At 60.8% G+C, this 20,983-nt stretch carries 26 protein-coding genes and 1 pseudogene; 9 read left to right on the top strand and 18 right to left on the bottom strand.

Annotated features, from left to right (window positions below; all coding sequences use genetic code 11):
* Positions 1–65 precede the first annotated feature (65 nt).
* The 3 genes from dusA to C1M53_RS28740 all read right to left on the bottom strand — a co-directional run bounded on the left by dusA (position 66) and on the right by C1M53_RS28740 (position 2,133).
* Positions 66–1,085: a tRNA dihydrouridine(20/20a) synthase DusA gene (dusA, locus tag C1M53_RS28750; protein ID WP_348630061.1), complete on the bottom strand. Its 1,020-nt coding sequence runs from the start codon at positions 1,083–1,085 to the stop codon at positions 66–68.
* A 104-nt stretch (positions 1,086–1,189) separates the two neighbouring features.
* The gene (locus tag C1M53_RS28745; RefSeq protein WP_129415480.1) at positions 1,190–1,894 is read right to left on the bottom strand and encodes a TIGR02281 family clan AA aspartic protease; all 705 of its coding nucleotides are present in this window, start codon (positions 1,892–1,894) and stop codon (positions 1,190–1,192) included.
* 5 nt (positions 1,895–1,899) lie between these two features.
* Complete coding sequence (locus C1M53_RS28740) at positions 1,900–2,133, bottom strand: DUF1289 domain-containing protein (RefSeq protein ID WP_129415479.1); 234 nt, start codon at positions 2,131–2,133, stop codon at positions 1,900–1,902.
* A gap of 203 nt (positions 2,134–2,336) precedes the next feature.
* Here C1M53_RS28740 and C1M53_RS28735 point away from each other — a divergent pair, with 203 nt between their 5' ends.
* Positions 2,337–3,332: a nicotinate-nucleotide--dimethylbenzimidazole phosphoribosyltransferase gene (locus tag C1M53_RS28735; protein WP_129415478.1), complete on the top strand. Its 996-nt coding sequence runs from the start codon at positions 2,337–2,339 to the stop codon at positions 3,330–3,332.
* 6 nt (positions 3,333–3,338) lie between these two features.
* Here C1M53_RS28735 and C1M53_RS28730 read toward each other — a convergent pair.
* A pseudogene (locus tag C1M53_RS28730) lies at positions 3,339–4,861 on the bottom strand (HAMP domain-containing sensor histidine kinase).
* Positions 4,862–4,934: 73 nt separating this feature from the next.
* On the opposite strand from C1M53_RS28730, the gene C1M53_RS28725 reads away from it, so the two are divergent.
* From C1M53_RS28725 to C1M53_RS28710, 4 genes are all read left to right on the top strand, one after another.
* Positions 4,935–5,555: a thermonuclease family protein gene (locus tag C1M53_RS28725; protein WP_129415477.1), complete on the top strand. Its 621-nt coding sequence runs from the start codon at positions 4,935–4,937 to the stop codon at positions 5,553–5,555.
* Positions 5,556–5,597: 42 nt separating this feature from the next.
* Positions 5,598–6,209, top strand: a complete 612-nt coding sequence (locus tag C1M53_RS28720; protein WP_129415476.1) for a glutathione S-transferase — start codon at positions 5,598–5,600, stop codon at positions 6,207–6,209.
* 5 nt (positions 6,210–6,214) lie between these two features.
* Entirely contained in the window at positions 6,215–6,832 is a 618-nt protein-coding gene (locus tag C1M53_RS28715) for a uracil-DNA glycosylase family protein (RefSeq protein ID WP_129415475.1), read from the top strand.
* A gap of 108 nt (positions 6,833–6,940) precedes the next feature.
* The gene (locus tag C1M53_RS28710) at positions 6,941–7,432 is read left to right on the top strand and encodes an Lrp/AsnC family transcriptional regulator (protein ID WP_054313024.1); all 492 of its coding nucleotides are present in this window, start codon (positions 6,941–6,943) and stop codon (positions 7,430–7,432) included.
* A gap of 15 nt (positions 7,433–7,447) precedes the next feature.
* Here C1M53_RS28710 and C1M53_RS28705 read toward each other — a convergent pair whose 3' ends face one another.
* From C1M53_RS28705 to rhtA, 11 genes are all read right to left on the bottom strand, one after another.
* The gene (locus C1M53_RS28705) at positions 7,448–8,152 is read right to left on the bottom strand and encodes a DNA alkylation repair protein (RefSeq protein WP_129415474.1); all 705 of its coding nucleotides are present in this window, start codon (positions 8,150–8,152) and stop codon (positions 7,448–7,450) included.
* Between the two features lie 5 nt (positions 8,153–8,157).
* On the bottom strand, positions 8,158–8,589 hold the full coding sequence (locus tag C1M53_RS28700) for a cell envelope integrity protein TolA (protein ID WP_129415473.1): 432 nt from the start codon (positions 8,587–8,589) through the stop codon (positions 8,158–8,160).
* Position 8,590: 1 nt separating this feature from the next.
* Positions 8,591–9,460, bottom strand: a complete 870-nt coding sequence (locus C1M53_RS28695; protein ID WP_129415472.1) for an NAD(P)-dependent oxidoreductase — start codon at positions 9,458–9,460, stop codon at positions 8,591–8,593.
* A gap of 95 nt (positions 9,461–9,555) precedes the next feature.
* Positions 9,556–10,380: an ABC transporter permease gene (locus C1M53_RS28690; RefSeq protein ID WP_129415471.1), complete on the bottom strand. Its 825-nt coding sequence runs from the start codon at positions 10,378–10,380 to the stop codon at positions 9,556–9,558.
* The gene (locus C1M53_RS28685; protein WP_129415470.1) at positions 10,377–11,090 is read right to left on the bottom strand and encodes an ABC transporter permease; all 714 of its coding nucleotides are present in this window, start codon (positions 11,088–11,090) and stop codon (positions 10,377–10,379) included. The genes C1M53_RS28690 and C1M53_RS28685 overlap by 4 nt, the downstream gene beginning before the upstream one ends.
* Before the next feature lie 107 nt (positions 11,091–11,197).
* A complete protein-coding gene (locus C1M53_RS28680) occupies positions 11,198–11,983 on the bottom strand; it encodes an ABC transporter substrate-binding protein (RefSeq protein ID WP_129415469.1) in 786 nt (261 codons plus the stop codon).
* Positions 11,984–12,184: 201 nt separating this feature from the next.
* On the bottom strand, positions 12,185–12,694 hold the full coding sequence (gene mobB, locus C1M53_RS28675; RefSeq protein ID WP_129415468.1) for a molybdopterin-guanine dinucleotide biosynthesis protein B: 510 nt from the start codon (positions 12,692–12,694) through the stop codon (positions 12,185–12,187).
* Positions 12,691–13,323: a molybdenum cofactor guanylyltransferase MobA gene (gene mobA / locus C1M53_RS28670; protein ID WP_129415467.1), complete on the bottom strand. Its 633-nt coding sequence runs from the start codon at positions 13,321–13,323 to the stop codon at positions 12,691–12,693. Before mobA ends, mobB begins: the two co-directional genes overlap by 4 nt.
* A 36-nt stretch (positions 13,324–13,359) precedes the next feature.
* Positions 13,360–14,280 (bottom strand): DMT family transporter, encoded by a 921-nt coding sequence (locus C1M53_RS28665; RefSeq protein WP_129415466.1) that lies wholly within the window; start codon positions 14,278–14,280, stop codon positions 13,360–13,362.
* Positions 14,281–14,520: 240 nt separating this feature from the next.
* Positions 14,521–15,528 carry a GTP 3',8-cyclase MoaA gene (gene moaA / locus C1M53_RS28660; protein WP_245488339.1) on the bottom strand — a complete coding sequence of 336 codons (1,008 nt, stop codon included), beginning with the start codon at positions 15,526–15,528 and terminating at the stop codon, positions 14,521–14,523.
* Positions 15,529–15,791: 263 nt separating this feature from the next.
* Positions 15,792–16,694 carry a threonine/homoserine exporter RhtA gene (gene rhtA / locus C1M53_RS28655; RefSeq protein ID WP_129415465.1) on the bottom strand — a complete coding sequence of 301 codons (903 nt, stop codon included), beginning with the start codon at positions 16,692–16,694 and terminating at the stop codon, positions 15,792–15,794.
* A gap of 105 nt (positions 16,695–16,799) precedes the next feature.
* On the opposite strand from rhtA, the gene C1M53_RS28650 reads away from it, so the two are divergent.
* From C1M53_RS28650 to C1M53_RS28640, 3 genes are all read left to right on the top strand, one after another.
* Positions 16,800–17,285, top strand: coding sequence for an Lrp/AsnC family transcriptional regulator (locus C1M53_RS28650; RefSeq protein ID WP_207213049.1), 486 nt, complete (start codon positions 16,800–16,802; stop codon positions 17,283–17,285).
* Between the two features lie 91 nt (positions 17,286–17,376).
* Positions 17,377–17,730, top strand: a complete 354-nt coding sequence (locus C1M53_RS28645; RefSeq protein ID WP_129415464.1) for a DUF971 domain-containing protein — start codon at positions 17,377–17,379, stop codon at positions 17,728–17,730.
* A gap of 62 nt (positions 17,731–17,792) precedes the next feature.
* Entirely contained in the window at positions 17,793–18,404 is a 612-nt protein-coding gene (locus tag C1M53_RS28640) for a pyridoxamine 5'-phosphate oxidase family protein (protein ID WP_129415463.1), read from the top strand.
* Between the two features lie 45 nt (positions 18,405–18,449).
* On the opposite strand, the gene C1M53_RS28635 is transcribed toward C1M53_RS28640, so the two are convergent.
* Entirely contained in the window at positions 18,450–18,902 is a 453-nt protein-coding gene (locus C1M53_RS28635; RefSeq protein WP_129415462.1) for a MarR family transcriptional regulator, read from the bottom strand.
* Positions 18,903–18,950: 48 nt separating this feature from the next.
* Between C1M53_RS28635 and C1M53_RS28630 the strand changes: the two genes are divergently transcribed.
* A complete protein-coding gene (locus C1M53_RS28630) occupies positions 18,951–19,862 on the top strand; it encodes an alpha/beta fold hydrolase (protein ID WP_129415461.1) in 912 nt (303 codons plus the stop codon).
* Between the two features lie 15 nt (positions 19,863–19,877).
* Here the strand turns inward: C1M53_RS28630 and C1M53_RS28625 are convergent, their stop codons facing one another.
* Positions 19,878–20,273 (bottom strand): rhodanese-like domain-containing protein, encoded by a 396-nt coding sequence (locus C1M53_RS28625; protein WP_129415460.1) that lies wholly within the window; start codon positions 20,271–20,273, stop codon positions 19,878–19,880.
* Positions 20,274–20,341: 68 nt separating this feature from the next.
* The gene (locus tag C1M53_RS28620) at positions 20,342–20,974 is read right to left on the bottom strand and encodes a TetR/AcrR family transcriptional regulator (protein ID WP_129415459.1); all 633 of its coding nucleotides are present in this window, start codon (positions 20,972–20,974) and stop codon (positions 20,342–20,344) included.
* Between the last annotated feature and the right edge of the window lie 9 nt (positions 20,975–20,983).

Genomic DNA, 20,983 nt, shown 5'->3' with positions numbered 1-20,983 from the left:
GAGCCGGGCGAGATGAATACAAGCCGCTGTTAGGTTCAGCGGCGATTTACAGAGCGGGCTCTGTCTCAGGCGGCGACTTCGGCGTTGAAATCGATCGCGGCGAATGCCGCATGCAACACCTCCGGCCCCGCACCTGGGCGTGTGGCATCGGTTGAGAGGATCTGGCGCCAGCGGCGTGCACCGGGTAGGCCGTGGAACAGACCGACCATGTGACGCGTGACATGGCCGAGACGGCCGCCCTGCTCGATATGACGCGCCGTATAGCCGGCCATGGTGTCGATCAGCGCGGCGAAATCGAATGGTCCCGGCTGCCTGCCCGACAGCGCGGCGTCGACGGCAGCAAGGATGCCCGGCGTATGATAGGCGGCCCGGCCGAGCATGGCACCGTCGACCTGGTCGAGATGGCCGACGGCATCCGCCACCGAAGGAATGCCGCCATTGATGCCGATGAAACGTTCCGGAAGCCGGGCCTTCAACCTGTAGACCCGCTGATAGTCGAGCGGCGGGATGTCGCGGTTCTCCTTCGGGCTCAAGCCTTGCAGCCAGGCCTTGCGGGCATGCACCCACAAGGCGTCGGCACCAGCGGCAAAGACACCATCGGCCAGGATGTCGAGGGCTGGCTCCGGGTCCTGATCGTCGACGCCGATGCGGCATTTGACGGTGACAGGTATCCTTACCGCTGCCTTCATCGCCGTGACACAGTCGGCAACGAGTGCTGGGGTTTTCATAAGGCAGGCGCCGAACGTACCGGATTGAACACGGTCCGAGGGGCAGCCGACATTGAGGTTGATCTCGTCATAGCCGAAACCTTCGCCGATGCGCGCTGCCTCGGTGAGCTTTTGCGGGTTCGATCCGCCAAGCTGCAGCGCGACAGGGTGTTCGGCAGCGTCAAAACCCAATAATCGCTCGCGTTGGCCATGGATGACAGCGTCCGCCACGACCATTTCCGTGTAGAGCAGCGCGTGCTGCGTCAGCTGGCGGTGAAAGAAGCGGCAGTGGCGATCGGTCCAGTCCATCATAGGGGCGATGGAGAACAAACGCTCTTGGTAGAGCGAGTTCTTTTCCTTCGTTACAATGGTTTGCAGCGTCACGCTGATATCTGGTCCTTCGGTCCTGTCGAGATGGGCGCGCTATGTAGCAGACAAACGCCTTGCATGTAACCACCGGGCCATCTGCATTGCGTCGCGCTTCAATCGCGCAGGATCATGCGATCGCCGCGCACATCGAAGCCCGACAGCGAGCTGATGAAATTCATGCCGAGCAGGCTTTGGCCAAGTGCGCCCGGGGCGGCGACGAGAACTGGCATATCGCGACGCACGATGCCGCCGAGTGCCAGTTCGTTGGTGCGGACCGCCGCAGCGTTGGTGTTACCATTGGCTGTCGAGACGCGCACCGTGTAGTTCAGGCCGCTCGGATCGATGCCGGCAGCGCGCGCGTCTTCGGCCGTGAGCACCGTGGTCGTCGCACCGGTATCGACGACGGCGTTGACCGGCTTGGTGTTGACGAGGATGCGCGCCTGGAAATGGCCGTTGTTGCCCTTGTCGAGCGTCACCGTTGCGCGGCCATCTTCCATGCCGAGCGCCAGCGGGCTGCCAGGAATGAGGCCAGCGGTTACGCGGCTGGCCACATCCTGCAACTCATAGCGGTATTGGTAGCCGGCGATCAGCGCCAGAACGATCACGGCCCAGGTGCCCAGATTGCGGGCCATGCTGCCGAGCGGTTGGCCGGAGCGTAGTAGGCCGGCAGCGATCACTGCCCCGACGATGCCCAGCCACACCAGGTTGCCGAAACTGTAGTTCTCGACGCCGAATGTGCTGCCTGCGGAATCGTTGTAGGCAAGCAACGCAACCGCTGCAGCGATGATCACCAGGATGAGGACAAGCGGGCGATTCATCGGGGCTAAAGCACCTCACCACGTTCACGTGCCATCCGCGTCCGGCGCGTTTCGCGGCGCGGTTTGCGCTCGACGGTCGCAAGCCTTGCCGGCAACTCGGACATGACGGTACGGCGGGTTTCCGGGGTCATGGTCAGCCAGGCCGAGATTTCGTCGCGCGTGCGTCCGCAACCGAAGCAATATCCGGTCTTCATGTCGATCGAGCAGACCAGGATGCAGGGCGATTCGATGGCCGTCATGGGAATATCCTAGGGGCACGCTCCCACATGGTGCAACGAATGTGGCAATGCAAGGTCTTGGCGTTGCGCCACTTCAGGTCGTCATCTGGCGACCTTGTCGCCCGCCGCGCGAATTTCGGGATCCAGACGGCGCCGTTTTCGTGACCATGTGGTTGTGCGAAGTGGGCAGGGCGGCTATTGCCGGCCTCGAACAGGAACCTGCCATGACCAGCGCGCTGCCTTTCGACGATTTCCGCAACCTGATCGCCAACCTGCCTCCGCTGGATGGCGCGGCCGGCGACAGGGTGCGAGCGTTGTTTGCCAAGGCCGACAAGCCGGAGAGTTCTCTGGGGCGCATCGAAGACATCGCAGCTTGGCTTGCGGCCGCAAGCGGCAAGGCGCCGCCGGCGATCAATCGTCCGTTGGTCGCCGTCTTCGCCGGCAACCATGGCGTGACCAGGCAAGGCATTTCGCCGCGTGCCGTCGCTGCCACCGCGAACGCGGTTGAGCTCTGTGCAGCCGGCGGTGCGGCAGTAAACCAGGCCTGCATCGCCTATGATCTCGGCCTCAAGGTCTTCGATCTCGCTTTGCATATTTCGACCGGCGATATCACCGAGGAGGCAGCGCTCGACGAGCGCGGCTGTGCCGCCACGATGGCCTTCGGCATGGAAGCGACGGCAGGCGGAACCGATCTTCTGTGTCTGGGCGATATCGGTGTCGGCAATTCCACCGTTGCCGCCGCACTTCTGGCGGCCGTTCTGGGTGGAAAGGGAATGGACTGGGTCGGCGCGGGGTCCGGCGCCGACGAGGCCATGCGTAAGCGCAAGGCGGCCGCAGTGGATGCTGCGCTCGCCTTCCATGGCGCTAACCTGAAGGACCCGCTGGAAGCATTGCGGCGCGTCGGCGGGCGTGAGTTCGCAGCCATTGCAGGAGCGATCCTGGCCGCCCGCATGCAGAATGTTCCCGTCATTCTCGACGGCTTTGCCGCAATGGCCGCCGCTGCGGTGCTTCATGCCGCCAATCCGTCAGCCCTCGACCATTGCCTGCTTGCCGGGCTCTCTGCTGAGCCGGGGCACGCCAGAGCTGCCGCATATCTGGGACTCAAACCGCTGTTCGAGCTTGGTATCAGCCATGGCGAAGGATTTGGCGGTGCATTGGCGGCGGGCATCGCCAGGGCGGCGGCCTTGACCAGTTCCGGCATGGCCGCCGCGGTTCGTTGATCCGGTTCAGCGGCGGCGGCTTCCGGCGGCAACCTTGGTCGGCAAAGCCGGCAGTTGCTCCATCACCCGGGTCGGCGGGAAGATGGCGATCGCCTCGGTGCCTTCGCGCAGTTTCGAATGGAGTTCGAATTCGCCGCCATGCATCGCCATCAGGCCCTGCACGATCGGCAAGCCAAGCCCCGTGCCCTGTTCCGCGCTCTTGATGGCGATCGAGCCTTGCCCAAAGGCCGATAGCACGACCGGGATCTCGTCCGCCGGGATACCGGGGCCGTTGTCCTTGATGGAGATGTACTGGCCGCCACCCGCAGCCAGCCGACGCGTACACGCACCTCACCGCCGGTCGGAGTGAACTTCACCGCATTGGACAGGAGATTGAGAGCGATCTGGCGCACAGCCCGTTCGTCAGCGAACAGGCGTGGCAGCCGATGTTCGAACTCCTCGACGATGCGAATATCCTTGTTGCGCGCCCGCAATTCCATCATGTGGCAACAATCCTCGACGATCGCCAGCAGTGTCACCGGCTCCTCGTTGAGCTGGTAACGGCCTGCCTCGATACGCGACAGGTCGAGGATTTCGTTGATCAGGTCGAGCAGGTGACGGCCGGAATCATGAACGTCTGACGCGTAGGCCTTGTAGGTATCGTTGCCCATGGGACCGAGCACTTCATTGGCCATAACTTCCGAAAAGCCCAGGATGGCATTGAGCGGCGTGCGCAATTCATGGCTCATCGAGGCAAGGAACCGCGATTTGGCGAGATTGGCTTCTTCGGCCCTGCGCCGTGCTTCGTCGGACATAGCCTTGGCGGTTTCGAGCTCGGCAATGAGCGAATCCTTCTCGGTGCGGAAGGACAGCAGCATCACCGACGAACGATTGAGGTGATGTGCCACATAGGCGAAGAAAGGGAGCGCCGCGACGAGCAGCGCGACCATGATCGGTTCCGCCGGCACCCATCCCTGGGAGCCGACATAGGCATAAGTTGCGACCGGGATGGCGAAGGTGGCCAGCAACGCCCCGCGCAGAGACGACGCCATGATCGCCGTGGCTGCCATCGCCATCAGAAGGATGACGGCCTTGATCACTGGAAATTGGTCGATCGTGCAGGCACCGCAGCCGAGCGACGCGAAATAGGCCCAGCCAAGACCGCTGAGACCATGGGCCGCCAGGAAGGTGTTGCGGATCGGATCCGGCTTGACGGCTGCGGCCTCCGTGCGGTCGACGCGACGCGCGATGATGGCAAGCCCCGCATAGCATCCCATCGTGAAAAGTGCCCAGACGAGCGTGTCCGTATTCATTCCGGCTGCAAGGCCGGCGACGGCGATGGTCAGCACCAGCAACGGCACGGCCGCGGCGCTGTTCACGATCGCGCGCGCGTGCAGTTTCAGCAGTTCGCGGTCGAAATCCGGATTTCCGGCCTGCTGCGAAAGGCGGTCACGCGTACGCTTCACAGCACGCGCGACATCGCTGTTGCGATGCGGCTTGCTGCGGTCCACAATGTTCTTGTCCGCCGTGTTCGAGCTTAGCAGTGGCATGAAACTTCAGTTATTGCGGGCAGCGGCTCCAATCCGAACGCTAAGGCGGAATGATTAAGAACTTGTTTGCCATATGAGCCGTTCATGGTCGCAAAGGCCCGGGCGGCGGCCTTATCCGCCGCGTCCGCGCAGCCCGTGGCGCAGGTTCTTCGACTATGCGCTGGCCATTCTTTTCCTGGGATTGATGGCCCTGATCGTGGCCCGGTTCGATCGTGTCTCGACACGCCAGGAAAATGGCACGGCGATTGTTAATGACGGCGATACGATCACACTGGGCAAGGAGCGCATTCGCCTGCGCGGCATCGACGCCCCGGAATACTCTCAACTGTGCCGAAAGGAAGGGGTGGATTATCCCTGCGGGAGGCTGTCGAGACAGGCGCTGGTGAAGCTGATCGGCGGCCGCGCGGTATCCTGCAGCGGATGGCAGCGGGATCGGTATGACCGGCTTCTTGGCGACTGCAAGGCGGGAAATGTGGATCTCAATGCCGAGCAGGTCAGGGCCGGCTGGGCAGTTGCCTTTGGCGATTTTGTTATGGAGGAAGCTGCAGCCCGCGTTGCGCGCGCTGGCATCTGGGCGGGCAGTTTCGAAGAACCAAGGGATTGGCGCCGCTCCCATGACGGCATCGTGGAACCGAGGCACGGAGCTTTGGCGAGTGTCGGCGATACCCTGCGAGAACTGTTTCGCTTCCGTTGATTGCGGTCTTATGGTGGATACAGATCAAATCGGGAGCATATCATGAAGCTTTACGACGGCGGCCGGGCACCCAACCCGCGCCGGGTTCGCATTTTCCTGGCGGAAAAAGGGTTGAACGTGCCGCTGGAGCCCGTCGACATGGGCGCTCTTGGTCACAGGGAAGAAGCGGTCACCCGCCGCAATCCGCTGCAGCGCCTGCCTGTACTGGAACTGGATGACGGCACCGTGCTCACCGAGACCATCGCCATCTGCCGCTATTTCGAGGAACTGCATCCCGAGCCGGTGCTGTTCGGAACGGGCGCACTCGGCCGTGCCAAGGTAGAGATGTGGCAGCGGCGTATGGAATTCAACCTGTTTACGCCTGTGGCGCAGGCCTTTCGCCATATCCACCCCGCCATGAAGGAATGGGAGGTGCCGCAGGTGCCGGAATGGGGTGAGGCCAACAAGCCGAAGGCCGTGGAGTTCCTGCGCTTGCTCGACAAGGAACTGGCCGGCCGCGAATTCATTGCGGGCGACAGCTATTCCGTGGCCGACATCACCGGTCTTGTCGCGGTGGATTTCATGAAACCTGCTCGTATCCAGCTGCCCGACGACTGTGTGCATGTGCTGCGCTGGTACAAGGCTGTTTCCGGGCGGCCAAGCGCCAGCGCCTGAACCGCATGGATGTCGAATTGGAACAGCTGGTCGCACGGGTGCGGGCCTGCCGCATCTGCGTCGAGACGCCGAGCGGCAGGCAGTTGCCGCACGAGCCGCGACCGGTGTTGCGGCCCTCCTCGACCGCCCGCATCCTCCTGGCCGGCCAGGCGCCGGGAACCAAGGTGCATCTTTCCGGCGTGCCGTTCACCGACGCGTCCGGCGATCGGTTGCGCGACTGGCTGGGGGTGTCATCGCAGGAATTCTACGACACCGAAAGATTCGCCATCGTGCCGATGGGATTCTGTTTTCCCGGCCAGGACGCCAAGGGCGCGGATCTGCCGCCACGCAGGGAATGTGCGCCTGCGTGGCGCGGGCAGCTCATGGCGGCGATGCCGCAGATCGAACTGGTCCTGACCATCGGCATCTATGCGCAGAGCTGGCACATGGGCACGACGCGGCGTGGTTCGTTGACAGAGACGGTGTATGATTGGCGCGCCATCTGGAACACGGCAGCCGGCCTGAAAGTGCTGCCTTTGCCGCATCCGTCCTGGCGCAATACCGGCTGGCTGAAGAAGAATCCCTGGTTCGAAATGGAGTTGCTGCCTTTCCTGAAATCGGAAATCCGCTCTCGCATCGGCTGATTTCTGCGCAAATTATCACTCGTTTCGTGGCGATCAGGCAGAATTCCTTTCTTGTCTGTGACAGAATTTCGAAGGAATATGGGGAAATATTTTCCTCGGGAGCCCAAGATGGATCGCCTAGATAGAAAAATCCTCCGCCTTTTGCAGGAGGACGCGACGCTTGCGGTCGCTGACGTTGCCAAGAAAGTCGGACTGTCGACCACTCCGTGCTGGCGTCGTATCCAGAAGCTGGAGGAAGAGGGCGTCATCAAGCGCCGCGTTGCGCTGCTTGACCCCGAGAAGATCAACGCACGCGTGACAGTGTTTGTCTCGATCCGCACCAATTCGCACAGCCATGAATGGCTGCGCCGCTTCTCGGAGGTGATCCAGGAATTTCCGGAGGTGGTCGAGTTCTACCGCATGAGCGGTGATGTCGACTATCTGCTGCGTGTCGTGGTGCCCGATATTGCTGCCTATGACGCCTTCTACAAACGTCTGATTGCCAAGATCGAAATCCGTGACGTCTCGTCGGTCTTTGCGATGGAGCAGATCAAGTTCACCACCGAAATGCCGCTGGACTACATGACGCTCGATCGCGAAGCCGGACAAAGCGCGGCTTGATCGCTCAGGCCGCCATCAGCCGCGCTTCGCCAGTCTTTCCAGTATCTTCGGATTCGTCAACTCACGCACGGCATCCCTGCCGATCCAGCGTTCGGTCTTGTCGGAGGAGGCCGCCAGCTTTTCCGCCAGGGCAAGGGTGGGGGCATGCAGCGGCATCGAACGCTTGCCGATCTGGCGGAGAGCCCAGTTGACCGCTTTCTTGACGAAGTTGCGGCTGTCCCCGGAGTGCCTTTCAATCAACGGAAGTAAATTCTCGAACGTGGCATCCGGCTCCTTCTTGCGGTGGACGGAGGCCCAGGCGATCATGGCAAAAGCCGCGCGACGGACGAATTCGCGCTCGTCTTCAGCGAACTCGGCGATGAGCATCTGCCAATGTTCGGTGTCGACGAAAAGATCAGTGACACCGTCGACGATGTCCCAGGAATCGAAAGTGGACGCCCAAGTCCTTGCGTCGTTTGCAGAAAAGCGCTTTGGATCAACCGTAGCCGACGCGATGAACTGCGCCTCGACGATGCCACTCTCCCAGAGCTCGAAAGCGCGCTCGTGATTGCGCTTGATCTTCCGGGCGATCTCGCGCTGAGGACCATGCGGAATGCCGAGCGCGCGCTCGACCTTGATGCCGAACCGCCGCATGCCCTCGCGGTTTGCCTCGGAGGTGAGGGTGTGCAGATAGGCAAGGATTTCCGCGGCGGTTGAGGTGGGGGAAAGGGAATTGGTCATGCTCTTCAGCGCAGCCCTCGCGGCTCAAAGGTAAGAGCGATTTCCCGCCAATTTTCGTATGGAGCCAGTTTCGTCAATCCGGGAAAGGGTGAGCATTTCCGGATGGCCGATATCGCGCTCCGAGCAACCGCCGCGTGTCTTTTGTGCTGTTGTGTTGCGATGATCCTGGGAGGGCTGACAACCTCGCCCCTGTCATCGAGTTCGATACGCACGTCGGCCTTGTGGCCGGCCAGCACCGGAGTTCCTGAGATCCGTCCCCGACGGTCGAGCTCAAATCTTATGATGATCGCGCCGACGCCCGCCGTGCCGCTTGAAGGATGCCAGCATCGCGCAATTTGACTACGTAAGTAGTCGACCACGACCTTGTTCGGCTCGGCATTGGCCTGACAGGGGGCGATGAGCAGCGCCGTCAAAAGCAACGGCGCGCAACGCATCATGTTATTTCTCCAGGCGTGCGAGCAGAGAGGAGGTATCCCAGCGGCTGCCGCCCATTGCCTGCACGTCCTTGTAGAATTGGTCGACCAGGGCTGTCACCGGCAGCTTTGCACCGTTGCGGTCGGCTTCCGCCAGGCAGATACCGAGGTCCTTGCGCATCCAGTCGACTGCGAAGCCGAAATCATACTTGCCGGCATTCATCGTCTTGTGGCGGTTTTCCATCTGCCATGAACCTGCCGCCCCCTTGGAGATGACATCCACCACCTTTTCGACGTCCAGCCCTGATTTCTTGCTGAAATGAATGGCTTCGGCGAGGCCCTGGACAAGGCCGGCGATGCATATCTGGTTGATCATCTTGGTGAGCTGGCCGGCGCCGATCGGTCCCATCAGGCCGACCATGCGCGCAAAGGCTGAAATGACCGGCTTGGCCGTTTCGAAGACATCATCGGCACCGCCCACCATGACGGTGAGCACGCCGTTCTCGGCCCCGGCCTGCCCACCTGAGACCGGCGCGTCGAGGAAGAAGAAACCGAGTTTTTCGGCTTCCGCGGCCAATTCGCGCGCGACCTCGGCGGAGGCCGTGGTGTTGTCGATGAAGGTCGAGCCCTTCTTCATGCCGTGGAATGCACCGTCCGGGCCGATGGTGACAGAGCGCAGATCGTCGTCGTTGCCGACGCAGGAAAAGACGAAATCCTTGCCTTCAGCGGCCTGCTTTGGCGTGAGCGCCATGGCCCCGCCATGCTCGGCAACCCATTTCTCGGCCTTGGCGGGGGTGCGATTATAGACGGTCACGTCGTGACCGCCTTTGTTCTTGAGATGCCCGGCCATCGGATAACCCATCACGCCGAGGCCAAGATATGCCACCACTGCCATGCCAGAAGTCCCTTTTGATCACTGTGTGGCAGTCTTAGCCGATCAAAGCGGATTTGGGCAATTTCCAGTTTGGTCCACGGCGTGTCGGGTGTCGATCAGCGACGCAGGTGACGGGTTATGCGTTGTTCTATCCATTCGATGGCGTGGCGTAGCACTTCGACCATGATGAGGTAGAAGATTGCCGCCCAGATGTAGGCCTGGAAGTCGAACGTGCGGGAGTAGGTCAGGCGTGTGATGCCCATCAGGTCGTAGACCGTGATGATGGCAACGATGGCCGAGCCCTTGATCATCAGGATCACTTCGTTGCCATAGGGCCGAAGTGCGACGATCAATGCCTGCGGCAGGATGATCCGGCGCAATGTCTGTAGTTTGTGCAGACCGAGCGATGCCGCTCCTTCCCATTGTCCTCTTGGGACGCTTTCGATGGCGCCGCGCAGGATTTCGGCCTGATAGGCTGCCGTGTTGAGGGCGAAAGCGAAGACCGCACAGTTGAAGGCTTCGCGGAAGAAACCCCACAGGCCCACCATTTCGAGTTGCGGCCGGAAAGAGCCGAGGCCGTAATAGATCAGAAAAGTCTGGGCAAGCAGTGGTGTGCCGCGGAAGAAATAGACATAGGCATAGGCGATGGCGGAGAGGATGGTGTTCTTCGACATGCGCATATAGGCGATCGGGATCGACAGCAGGGCGCCGACCGCACACGAAATTGCCACCAGCTTCAAGGTGACGAGAATGCCCGACCAGTATCCCGGAGCATATTTCTGGATAAGTTCAGGGTTCCAGGATGTGGCAAGGAACCAGACCAGTCCAAGACCCAGAAGCGTCCAGAGTGCAAGCAGCACGTGGCCAGTTATGCGTGCCTTTGTCCAACCGCGCGGCGGCTCTGGTGGCTTCTCGACCGTGGCGATGTCAGCGACGCTCATCGCGATGCCTCCCGTCGCCCGACCGCGCGTTCGATGGCGTTGATGCCGAAAGAGGAGATGATGGCCAGCACCAGATAGATCAGCGCAGCATAACCGAAGAACAGGAACGCGTGCTTGGTAACGCGAGCAGCAACGCCGGTCTCGCGCAAAATATCGTTGAGGCCGACTGCGGAAACGAGTGCGGTGTCCTTGAGCAGGATCAGCCATAGATTGGCGAGGCCGGGCAGGGCGATGCGGACCAGCTGCGGCAGGACAACGAGCCTCATGGTCTGGTTCTTCGTGAGGCCGACTGCGTAGCCGCCTTCATACTGGCCATGCGGAATTGCACGAAACGCCGACAGGAAGACCTCGCTGGCATAGGATGAAAAGACGACGCCGAGCGCGATCATGCCGGATACAAAGGCATTGACCTCGACGGTCGCGGTCGGATTGAAAAGCTGCACGAGTTTCTGCAAGGCGATCTGCGCCCCGAAAAACACGAGAAACAGCGTCAACAGTTCCGGCAGACCACGGAAGATGGTGGTGTAGAGGTTGCCGGCAAGCCTGAGTGAAGGTTCCTTCGACTGCTTGGCCAATGCAATCAGAAAACCGATCGCAAGTCCGACAGGCAAGGTGGCAACCGCAAGTGCGATCGTGACCAAAACGCCATTGAAGATGTTATCCGACCAGCCGTCCGGTCCCCAACTCAGAAGCGTCCAAACGCTTTCCATACGCCCGCCTGTTCCCCTTTTTGAACCCGCCGTGTCGTCCCCTCATGACATGGCCGGCCAGGACAAGAAAGGCGGGTGTCCCCGCCTTTCTGCTTTGAATCAATCGATCAGGAATCGGCGCCGTAGACGTCGAACTTGAAGTATTTCTCGTTGATTTCCTTGTATTTGCCGTTGGCGCGGATGGCCTTGATGGCGGCGTTGAGCTTGTCCTTGAGCTCGGTGTCGCCCTTGCGGATGGCAATGCCGGCACCTTCACCGAAGATTTCGACCGGCTGCGGCTCAGGCTGGCCGAGCAGCTTGCAGCAGGCGCCGTCCTGGGTTTCGAGCCACTGGCTGAGAACGACGATATCGTCCTCGACTGCGTCGAGACGGCCGTTGGCCAGGTCGAGCTGGTATTCCTGAGCGGTCGGATAAGGCTTTACGGTCGAGTCCGTGAAGGTCTTCGACGCATAGTTGAAGTGGGTGGTCGAAGACTGCGTGCCGATGGTCTTGCCGGCAAGGTCCTCCTTCTTCACACCTTTCAGCGTGCTGTCCTTCGGCACGGCGATGGCCGACGGCGTGTTGTAATACTTGTTGGTGAAGTCGACCTTCTGCTTGCGCTCTTCGGTGATCGACATGGACGCCACGATGGCGTCGAACTTGCCGGCCTGCAGGGCAGGGATGATGCCGTCCCAGTCCTGAGCGACGAATTCGCACTTGACCTTCATTTCGTCGCAGAGCGCCTGGGCGATATCGATGTCAAAACCGACGAGCTTGCCGTCTGCGGTCAAGTTGTTGAAGGGCGGGTAGGCGCCTTCGGTGCCGATCTTGACGACCTTCTCCTGGGCCTGGGCGGCGCCCAACGCCAGCATGATCGCTGACGTGGCGAGCGCGATACGCATTGCAATACGCATGATGATCCTCTCTGTTGGTCCCGGCCGCTGTCCAGGCGGCTCGTTCGGGCGGGGCTGTTGACCGCCCGCTGGTCCAAATACTGGAACTTTTTGCCAAGTGAAAGCAACTGCAAAACCGCCGATAATGTCTTTGAGCGTCGGCAAAAATACGTGGGTTTTGCACATATCGTTGGGGAAGCGTCTGCCTTTCGGCAGGCTGCGTCAGCCGTCAAGGCCGACTCGCCGTTCGATGAAGTCGGCTATCGAAGCGATATCGTCGAGGTCGAAGACAGGCAGCGTCTCATTCGCCTGCGGGTGGTCTGCCGCGACGGCAACGATGCTGGGGTCGGACGGCGCAAGTGGTGTATGATCCTTTGCATTGGTGCGCCGGGCCTCGATCTTGAAATGATTCTCGCGCTTGTAGCCTTCGACAATGACGATGTCAGCCGGCGCCAGTCTTTCGAGAATGTCAGCAAGTTTTGGCTCTTCTTCGCCGCGCAATTCGTGCATCAGTGCCCAGCGACGGCCTGAGACGATGGCGACTTCGCTGGCCCCAGCCTGGCGGTGACGGAAGGAGTCGGCGCCTTCCTTGTCGATGTCGAAGTCGTGATGGGCATGTTTCACAGTGGAGACACGCCGTCCTCGCCGCACCAGCTCAGCCACCAGTTTTTCGGTCAGCGTCGTCTTGCCGGAATTCTTCCAGCCGGTGATGCCGAAGACGCGATTGCTCATGCGGGAAGCTCTTTGAGGATTCGCTCGGCTTCGACAAGGTCAGCGGGCGTGTTGATGTTGAAGAACGGGTCGAGTGTGCCTGAGCGCAGCGGTTGCAAGGGAAAGTCAACCTCCAGGAAGCGATGGCGCTCGATGAACGACAGGACGCGACGGTTGCCTTCTTCGACGAGGAAGTGACGCAGCGGTTCGCTCAGCCCGACCGGCCAGAGCGCGAAAGTCGGATGCAGGCGGCCGGAAGAACGTGCCACGGCGATGACTTCATGATGCCCATCGATCGCGGCCACCAGCCTGGCAACCATGTCCGAGGGAAAGAACGGCGTGTCGGCGGCCGCAGTGGCGATCATCGCAGCCTTCGTTTTGGTGCCAGCCCACTCCAGCCCAGTAAGGATGCCGGCGAGGGGGCCCGGAAAGCCCGTGACCGTGTCGGCCAGGATCGAATGCTGCAAGGCTGAAAAGCGAGTGAGGTCACCGTTGGCGTTGAGTGCAAGCGGTCCGACTTGCGGCAGGAAGCGGGCCATCACCCGGTCAAGAATGGATCGGCCACCCAGCGACAGCAGGCCCTTGTCGCCGCCGCCCATACGGCTCGACAGTCCCCCGGCCAGAATAACCCCGGCAACTTCGACGCTCATGGCATGCTTCGCCTTCCTGCAGCGGCCTGTGGTTCGCTATATGCCGTCCGGCTCCATTGTGGGTCCAGTGCTTTCGATGGCATTGCGCGGCTTTCCGACGACACGCTCGCGGTAGAAGGTGTAGAGGCCCGATGCGACGACGACGGCTGAACCCAGCAACATCGCGAAATCGGGAATGTCGCTGAAGACGGTCAATCCGAGCAGCATCGACCACAGAAGCGCGGTGTAGCGATAGGGGGCAACGAAGGAGACGTCGCCGGTGCGCATCGACAGAATGACGAACTGGTAGCCGATCAGGACGAGCACGGCGGCGATGGCAAGCAAGGTCAGATCGGGGCCGGATATCGTCGTCCATCCGCCCATCGGGGCGAGCAGCAATGCACCGAGGATCGTGATGATCATAGCCGTGGTGGTCGAGACGAGCAGAGTAGGGATCTCCGCTGGAATCTTCTTGGTGACGAGATCCCTGACCGTGCAGCAGACGACACTTGCCAAAGCCAGCAGCGAATAGGGGCTGAAACCCTCGAAGCCCGGTCGCACGACAATCATCACGCCGAAAAATCCCATGACGATGGCGAGCCAGCGGCGCCAGCCGACCCCTTCACCGAAGAACAGCGCTGCACCCATGGTGACCGCCAGTGGCAATGCCTGCATGACGGCCGAAACATTGGCGAGCGGCAGATGCGCAAGCGCGAGCAGGAAACTAAGCGTGCCGCCCGATTCAGCAAGCGCCCTCAACGCCACCAGTGGGTGAAAGGCAAGGCGCGGCGATGCCAGTGCTCCTTGTCGCCAGGCAAGCAAGGCGATCAAGGTCGAGGCGAAGATGCCGCGTACCAACATCACTTGCGCCATGTTCATGGAAGCGGAAGAATGTTTGGTGATGGCGTCGTTGAACGCAAAGCCGATCATCGCCACGATCATGTAGACGGCGCCGCGAAGATTGGGCGAAAGGGGCAAGGCTGATCCTGTCGGCCAGAGCAATTCCAGGAAAAATGCGTAGCAGGTCCGTCCGGAGTTGCTTCAAAACAAAGAGTTAGAGCGTTTCCGCTTTTCCGTGAAAAGCGGAAACGCTCCAGGTTCGAACCTCTATCACTGGTGAGCCCTTCAGCAATGGCAAAGCGATGGGCCAGCAACGACGGCAACCGGCCCTTTGCGAGGGGGTGGATCAGCCGCGCTGATCAACCGGCCGGCCGCTTCCTAGCCGCCGGTAACGCTCATGTGACGCGACACCGACGGACGATTGGTGTGGCGGTCGATGACGAAGTCGTGTCCTTCCGGTTTGCGACCGATTGCTTCATCGATAGCCTTCGAAACCAGCTCATTGCCTTCGGAAGCACGCAGCGGCGTACGCAGATCGGCGGCATCCTCCTGGCCCAGGCACATATAGAGCGTACCGGTGCAGGTCAGGCGCACACGATTGCAGCTTTCGCAGAAATTATGCGTCATCGGTGTGATGAAGCCGAGCCTGCCGCCGGTCTCTGCGACTTCGACATAGCGGGCAGGGCCACCGGTTTTGTAGGGAATGTCCTTCAGCGTGAAGCTGCGCTCCAGTTCGGCGCGCATCAGCGACAGAGGCATGTACTGGTCTGTGCGGTCGCCGTCGATTTCCCCCATCGGCATGGTCTCGATCAGCGTCAGGTCCATGCCACGGCCGTTGGCCCAGCGCAGCATGTCGGGAATTTCGCGGTCGTTGAATCCCTTCAGTGCCACGGCATTGAGTTTCACCTTGATGCCAGCTGCCTGAGCGGCATCAATGCCGGCCATCACCTTGCCGAGATGGCCCCAACGGGTGATCGCGTGGAACTTGTCGGCATCGAGTGTATCCAGTGAAACATTGATCCGGCGTACGCCGCAATCTGCGAGCTCATCGGCGAAGCGCGCGAGCTGCGAACCGTTGGTCGTCAACGTCAGCTCTTCCAGGGCGCCGCTCTTGAGGTGACGCGACAACTCGCGCACCAGATGCATGATGTTCTTGCGAACCAGCGGTTCGCCACCGGTCAATCGCAGCTTGCGAACGCCCTTTTCGATGAAGACCGTGCAGAGCCGGTCAAGTTCCTCCAGCGTCAGAAGGTCTTTTTTCGGCAGGAAAGCCATGTCCTCGGCCATGCAATAGACGCAGCGGAAATCACAGCGGTCTGTAACAGACACGCGCAAATAGCTGATCGTGCGACCAAAAGGATCGATCATGGGATTGGCAAATTGCATTCAGTCGCCTTTGGAGCGTTTCCGTTTTTTCACGGAAACGCGGTAACACTCTGGTCTTTGCTTTTCACAATTCCGGACGGAAAACCGTTACACACTTTTCCTGGAATTGCTCTAGTCTGCCGTCACTGCAATCGGAAGCCGTTTCATGAATGTCGGGCCTTGATGACAATCTTTCAAGCCCGGCACAGGGTGCCATTTGGTATCATTTCCCATCCGTCAGGCGCAACCACGGCGATGTCGCGCCTGGGACATCCAATCGTTGTTCAGCCGAGATTGAGCGGTTCAGGCGGCGACTGATTGCGCATCGCCGTCATTGTCGCGCCGACCGAGGCGGCAACGATCATGGCGATCGCACACCATTGCAGCAGCGGCAATGCTTCCCCCAGCAGCAGCAGGCCCACCATGGCTCCTGCCGCCGGCTCGCCACTGGTCAGCGTGCCGTATGTCTGTGCCGGCAGATGGCGTAGCGCGAACATCTCCAACGTATAGGGAAATGCGCTGGAGAGGACGGCCACCACCGTCCCGATCAGCAGTACATCGGGTTGGAACAGGGTCATGCCTGCGTGCGCAAAGCCGATCGGCGCAACCGCAATTGCTGCCACGGCCATTCCAAGCGAGGTGGCGAGCGTGCCGTGCTCCTGTCCTGCTCGCTTGCCGGCAACGATGTAGAGTGCCCAGCATCCGCCGGCGCCCAGTGCCAGCAGGGCGCCTGTCGGATCGACATTGGCAACGCCATTTCCCAACGGCAGCAGCAAAAGCAGCCCTCCGGCGGCAAACGCCACCCAAAGCAGGTCGATCTTCCTGCGCGATGACATGATGGCCACGCTGAGCGGACCTGTGAACTCCAGCGCGATGGCGATGCCCAGAGGAAGCGTCTGGATCGACATGTAGAACAGCAGGTTCATGCCGCCCATCGCCAGGCCATAGAAAACGATGGATCGCCATGAGGTCGCCGAGAACCGGATGCGCCAGGGCCGCAGGACTGCAAGCAGGATGAGCGCTCCGATCGAGAGACGCAGCGCTGTCGTTCCCTCGGCTCCGACGATGGGAAAGAGCTGCTTGGCGAGGGATGCTCCCGAGGTGAAGGACAGCATGGCCACGATCAGCGCCCCAACGGGCACGAGGAGCGTTGTTGGAGTTTCAGCCTGTCTGATTGCTGTTGTCATCGCGGTCCCCGCACATTTTCCGGACGGGAAACTAGCCTTGTCTCTCGCCAAAGGTGATCGAGTTTTGCTATTTTGTGATAAAAATTATCACTGATGAGATTGTCGATGACGCAAAGCATCGTGCTTGATCAAGCCGACAGACGGATTCTCGAGCAGTTGCAGATCGACGCGCGGGTTCCCGTCCCGGTACTGGCCGAGCGTGTCGGCCTCTCAGCTCCTGCGTGCTATCGACGTATTCGGCACCTGCGTGAGAGTGGTGCAATCCAGCGTGAAGTGGCGGTCGTTGCACCCCGCACACTGGGATGGCCGCTTGCGATGATCGTTCTGGTGACACTCGAGCGGGAAGGTTCGCGCACCATCCATGAACTGCTGCGCAAGCTCGAGGCCGAGCCACAGGTGATCGAAGGCTGGCAGATCACCGGAGAATACGACTTTGCGGTGAAGATCGTGGCGCGCGACATGGAAAGCTACGACAACCTGGTACACCGCCTGTTCGCCAGCGACGAGCGGGTACGGACTTTCGTAACGCTCGTGGTGATCCGCAGCACGAAAAAGTCGGGCTTCATTCCCATCGGCAAGGAAATCTCCTGATTCAGGACACTGGGCCAAGGGGCGCCCGAAGTGTGGTCTTCCCAACGCCGCCGAACAGGCGTAGTCGGATGCCAATCCAAGAGGGACACCCATGACTGCTCCGAAGGAACTTCGGGTCTCCAAGGACCGGAAATTGCTGACTGTGACATTTCCCGATCATCGGCCATTCGAACTGCCGGCGGAATTGTTGCGTGTACTTTCACCCTCGGCAGAAGTGCAGGGCCATGCGCCTGAGCAACGCGTAACAGTACCCGGCAAGCGCGAGGTCGCCATCCTCAAGATCGAACCGGTGGGCAACTATGCGGTCCGCATCACGTTTGACGACTTCCACGACACCGGTATTTTCACCTGGACCTACCTGCACACACTCGGCCACGAAAAAGAAAGCCGCTGGCAGGGATATCTCGATGAACTGGCGACGAAGGGATTGAACAGGGACCGCTAGCCGAACCTGTCGTCAAACTGTCATGCGGGCGCTATAGCCGCAGGGTTCACGGAGCAAGGACGATGTCGATCATAGAGACCGTTGAGCAGTTGGAGGCACTTTATGGGCTCCCCGGCGAAGCCTCGCTGGTCAAGGAGCTCGATCACGTCATTCCTGAATACGCTGCCTTCATCGAAGCATCGCCTTTCGTGGCTCTCGCCACATCAGGGCCGGAGGGACTGGATTGCTCACCGCGCGGTGATCTGGCGGGCTTTGTACGCCTTCATGATTCGAAGACGCTGATGATGCCCGATCGCCGCGGCAACAACCGCGCCGATTCGTTGCGAAACATCATCCGGGATCCGCGCGTCGCGCTGCTTTTCCTTGTACCAGGCTCGGGAACAACCTTGCGGGTTAACGGTACAGCCGTCATTTCCACGGACGCCGAATTGTGTGCTTCCTTCACCATGGAGGGAAAGCCGGCGCGCTCGGTCACGGTCATGGCGGTCGAGACGGTCTATTTCCAGTGCGCCCGCGCCATCCATCGCTCCGACCTGTGGAACGCGGACAAGCATGTCGATCCCAAGAGCCTGCCGACGCCCGGGCAGATGCTGGAGATCACGAGCCGCAAAAGCATCGACGGTACCGCCTACGACAAGGATTGGCCCGAACGGGCGAAGAAGTCGATGTGGTGAAGGTCGGGCAAAGACCGTCAAGTCCAGCCGCAATAACGGCGGACGCTATTCGATCTTCATGGCTTCGGTGATGCGGAGCATCATCGCACCCATGCGATCGCATTCGGCCGGCGTCGACTGCGCCATCACGCGTTCGATCAGCGTCGTGTAGACCCGCAACGCCTCCATCAGCAGGCCTTCACCGCTTTCGGTGAGGGTGAGGCGCATCACACGCTTGTCCTTGGCATCATTCTCGCGCGTGACCAAGCCACGGGTCTCTAGTTGCGGCAACAGCATCGTGATGTTGGATCGCCCCACCAGCAGCCTGCGGGCGAGATCATGCTGCGACATGCCGGGATGCCGATAGAGATTCATCAGCATGTCCAACTGCGCGATCTTCAGGTCGAGAGGCTGCAGCGCCTTGCTCAGCGCCGCCACCACGGCCTTTTCGGCGCGCACGAGCGCGATCCAGTTGCGGAATCGCGGATTGTCCCAAGGCAAGTCTTGTTTTTTGTTCATTCTTGAACTAACATGTTCATGGTTGAACTATTCTGTTGGATCGCCACTATGGCATCATTTGGTTTGAAGGTCATCCGCGGCCTGTTTGGTTTCGGCGAGCGCATCGCCCCTGGCTTGGCAGGCCGCGCCGCGTTCGAAGTGTTCTGTCGCACGCCCAATGTCAACAAGGCGAGTGATGGTGAGCGCCGTGCCATCGACCGTGCCGCCGATTTCATGGCCGGAGCGCGTCATCATCGGTTGAAGACAAAGGCGGGATGCGTGGTCGTGCACGAATTCCGTCCGGACCCAGGCAGGGGATCGCGCGGTACGATTCTCGCTATTCATGGCTGGCGCTCGCGCACGGAATACATGCGCTCGCTGATCCAGGGGTTTCTCGAAGACGGCTATAGAGTGGTGTCGCTCGATCTGCCTGGTCATGGTGCTTCGTCCGGACGCCGCCTCAATATGGTCAACGCTGTCGAGGCGGCGCGGCTTGCCGGTGATTGGTTTGGCCCTTTCGTTGCCACCGTCGGCCACTCCTTCGGTGGCGCCGTTGCGACCAACGCCGCAGTCGGGTCGGTGAAAGGATATCTGCCGGTCAACACGGAGAAGCTGGTGCTAATCGCGGCTCCAAGTTCGATACCGGATCTCTTCGCCGAGTTCAGCCGTCTGCTCAATGTCGGTCCGCGTTCACAGACTGCGATGGCGGGGCGGGTGGAGCAGCTTTCCGGACGCCCGCTCAAGGAATTCCAGGGTGGTCGCCAACTTGCCGATGTTCCGGTTCCGACCCTCGTCATCCATGCACCTGACGACAAGGAAGTGTCAGCGCGACATGCCGACCTCTACGCAAGTGCCGGCGACCATGTTCGCCTGCATTGGGCAAATGGCCTCGGTCACCGCCGCATCCTGGCAGATCCTGGTATCGTCGAGAAAGCGGTCGCCTTCGCCGCGGAACGCACCCGGCCAGAACTGGTGCACTGAGGAAGCTGCGCTCGTCTACTTCTTGCCTTCGGGCGTTTCGATCGGCAGCCCTGCATCCTTCCAGGCCGTGAAGCCGCCGAGGATATGTTTGACTGGGGTCAGGCCCATATCCTGCGCGGTCTTGGTGGCAAGCGCAGAGCGCCAGCCGCCGGCGCAGAAGAAGACAAAGCTCTTTCCCGAAGCGAAATAGGCCTTGTGATACGGGCTGTCCGGATCGATCCAGAATTCCAGCATGCCGCGAGGGCAGTGCTTGGCACCAGGTATGCGTCCGCTCTGCTCGACCTCGCGGGGATCGCGCAGGTCGACGAAGATCGTGCCGTCGTCCTCCAGCAACGCCGCCGCCTCATCAGGCGAAACCGCCTCGATCTCGGCATTGGCCTCGTCCAGCATCTGGCGAAACCCTCTTTTCACGCTGTCCTCCGCAAGACCTCGATGCAATGGCATCCTTGCCGGATTTCCATCACACCATAACGGCTTTGTCACGAGCCATGCGGCGCTTTGGCGTTGGCCTTGTCCACCAGCGGTTGGAAGGCGGCCATGGCGCCGTCTGCGACCGCGGCCAATGCCTCCCGCGAAGCGCCGTCGCGCGCGATGATCGACATGCCGTGCTGGGCCGTGGCGTAGAACAGGGCGGCCGCATCGCAGTCGAAACCGGTGGGCAGGTCGGCCTCTTCCACGCTACGCCGGAACCGGCGGCGCAACGCGTCGATATTTTCCGCGCGCCGGCGGCGCAACTCGCTGCAGATGGCGCCCGAGCTTGAATCCTGGTGCAATGCGGCCAGTGCGATCAGGCAGCCTTGTGGGGAATCTGTCCTGGAATAAGCTTCAACCGTAGCATCAAGAAAATCCCGCATCGCTGCATATGCCGTCGGAGCGATCTCGATTGCGTCCCAGATCTCCTTGCCGACAACCTTGCCGTAGTGGGCAATGACTTCGAGGAACAGGCCTTCCTTGCTGCCAAAGGCTGCATAGAGGCTGGGACAACCTATCCCCATTGCCGCCGTAAGATCGTTCAGCGAGGAGCCTTCATAGCCTCTTTTCCAGAAAACCTGCATCGCCCTTTCGAGGGCTTCGGTACGGTCAAAGCTGCGTGGACGTCCACGATCCGCCATGGCATTTCC

Source organism: Mesorhizobium sp. Pch-S (assembly GCF_004136315.1).
Classification (GTDB): Bacteria; Pseudomonadota; Alphaproteobacteria; order Rhizobiales; family Rhizobiaceae; genus Mesorhizobium.
This window is presented reverse-complemented; position numbering and strand designations above follow the sequence as displayed.